This is a genomic window from Kitasatospora sp. NPDC091257, from assembly GCF_044757675.1.
Lineage (GTDB): Bacteria > Actinomycetota > Actinomycetes > Streptomycetales > Streptomycetaceae > Kitasatospora > Kitasatospora lactacystinica.
Window position 1 is genome coordinate 1 of sequence record NZ_JBIVVI010001196.1, and the last position, 2722, is coordinate 2722.

Genomic DNA, 2722 nt, shown 5'->3' on the forward strand with positions numbered 1-2722 from the left:
CGAGGACGGGGAGGGGGTGCTGGGGCAGACGCTGTTCACCCAGGGCGGGGTGTTCGCGTTGGAGGTGGCGCTGTTCCGGCTGGTGGAGTGGCTGGGGGTTCGGCCGGACTTCGTGGTCGGGCACTCGGTCGGTGAGGTGGCGGCGGCCCATGTGGCGGGCGTTCTGGGGCTGGAGGACGCGTGTGCGCTGGTGGGCGCGCGGGGCCGGCTGATGCAGGGGTTGCCCGGTGGTGGGGCGATGGTCTCGCTCCAGGCGTCGCTGGAGGAGGTGGAGGCGTCGCTGGTGCCGGGCGTCGAGGTGGCGGCGGTCAACGCGGTGGACGCGGTGGTGGTGTCGGGGGACGGGGCGGCGGTCGCGGCGGTCGCCGAGGTGTGGCGGGGCCGTGGGCGCCGGGTGCGGCGGCTGGAGGTCGGTCACGCGTTCCATTCGGCGTGGATGGATCCGGTGCTGGAGGAACTGGGCCGGGTGGCGGCGGGGTTGTCGTTCGGTGAGCCGGTGATCCCGGTGGCCTCCACGGTGGCCGGGCGTCCGGTGGACATGGGGGAGCCCGGGTACTGGGTGCGGCAGGTGCGGGAGCCGGTCCGGTTCGCCGATGCCATGGCGTGGCTGGCGGGTCAGGGTGTTACGGGGTTCGTGGAGGTGGGTCCGCATCCGCTGCTGGTGGGGAACGGGTTGATGCGCCGTGGCGGTGATTCTCCGGAGCGGCTGTTCGCGGGGCTGGGGCGGTTGTGGGCGGACGGCGCGGTGCGCTGGACGCCCCCCGCGACGGCGACGGCGGGGACGTCGGGCGCGCGTGTGCCTTCGTACGCCTTCCAGCACCAGCACTACTGGCTCCAGCCCACCACCCCGGCACCGGCCGGTGACGGCCGGATCGACCACCCGCTGCTGCGGGACGCCATGGAACTCCCCGACGACAACGGCGTGGTGCTGACGGGACAACTCGCCACCGCCGCGCAGCCGTGGCTCACCGAACACGTCATCACGGGCTCGCCCCTGCTGCCCGGCGCGGCGTTCGTGGACCTGGCGCTCCGGGCCGGCGAACACGTCGGCTGCCCGGCGGTCGAGGACCTGACGCTGGAGACACCGCTGGTGGTCGCGGACGGCGTGCAGGTGTCCGTGACCGTCGGCCCCGACCGGGCGGGCCGGCGCAGCCTCTCGATCCACTCGCGCGCGGACGGCGAGTGGGTACGGCACGCCACCGGGACCCTGGGCGCCGTACCCGTCGCACCAGGGGAGCCCTGGGCACGGCAGTGGCCGCCGCACGCCGAAGCCGTCGACCTCGACGCCTTCTACGACAACCTGGCCGACGCCGGATTCGCCTACGGCACGGCCTTCCAAGGCCTGCGAGCGGCCTGGCGCGACGGCGACACCCTCTACGCGGAGGTGGCCGTACCCCCCGGCGACACCCGGTTCGCCCTGCACCCCGCCCTGCTCGACGCCGCGATCCAGGTCGTGACCGTCGCCGACGACCGGGCGAAGATGCCGTTCTCCTTCGCCGGGATCTCCTGGTGGCGCGGCGCCGAGCACGCCAGGGTCCGGCTGACCGTGACCGGCCAGGACACCTGCGCGATCGGCCTCGCCGACCGGTCGGGCGCGCCGGTCGCCGAGATCGCCTCGTTGACCCTGCGCCGGCCGGCCGGGGCCACCACGCAGGACGTGCCGTACCAGGTGGCGTGGCCGGTCCTGGAAACGGCGACCACCGAACCGGACATCCCGGTCCACCACGCCACATCGCCCGTCGAGACCCTGCGGGTGATCCAGGACTTCCTCACCACGGACACCCCGCGCATGGTGGTCGCCACGCGCAACGCCGTGCCCGTCCGTCCGGGCGAGGACGTCGACCCGCAGGCCGCCGCCGTCTGGGGCCTGGTCCGGTCGGCCGCCACCGAGCACCCCGGCCGGTTCGTGCTGGTCGACGGTGACGACGGCGACGAGGTCCGGCTGGCCGGCGACGAACCCCAGCTCGCGATCCGCGTCGGCGCCGTTCACGTCCCCCGCCTCGAACGGGCGCGGACCGAACCGCTGCCCTCGCCGCTCAGCCCCGGGGGCACGGTGCTCGTCACCGGCGGCACCGGCACCCTGGGCGGCACGATCGCCCGCCACCTCGCCGTGCGGCACGGCGTGCGGCACCTGCTGCTGGTCGGCCGGAGCGGCCCGGACGCCCCCGACGCGGCCGCGCTGACCGCCGACCTGGCCGCGCTGGGCGCGACCGCCGACATCGTGGCGTGCGACGTGTCCGACCGCGAGGCGGTGGCGCGGCTGCTCGCCGAACACCCGGTCACCTCGGTGATCCACGCCGCGGGCACGCTGGCCGACACCGTCGTGGAATCCCTCACCCCGCAGCGGTTCGCGCGCGTGTGGGAGCCGAAGGCCCTCGCGGCGCGGCACCTCCACGAACTGACCTCGGACCTGGAGGCGTTCGTGCTGTTCTCGTCGGCGGCCGGTGTGCTGGGCGGTGCGGGCCAGGCGAACTACGCGGCGGCGAACGCGTACCTCGACGGCCTCGCCGCACACCGGCACGCCCAGGGACAGCCGGCCGTGTCGCTCGCCTGGGGCTACTGGGCGGAGGCCAGCGGCATGACCGGAGGTCTGACCGCCGTCGACCGGCACCGCCTGGCCAGGGCCGGCGTACGGCCGCTGCCGACGACGGACGCGCTGGCCCTGTTCGACGCCGCGCTGACCGAGGCGGCCGGCCAGGTACGCGGGCTTGTGCGGGTGACG

Annotated in this window: 1 protein-coding gene; it reads left to right on the forward strand. The window is 75.2% G+C overall.

What is annotated here, in order from left to right; all coding sequences use genetic code 11:
• Positions 1 to 16 precede the first annotated feature (16 nt).
• The coding region (locus ACIQOV_RS36230) for an SDR family NAD(P)-dependent oxidoreductase (RefSeq protein ID WP_401055059.1) at positions 17 to 2722 on the forward strand (2706 nt) is incomplete at its 3' end.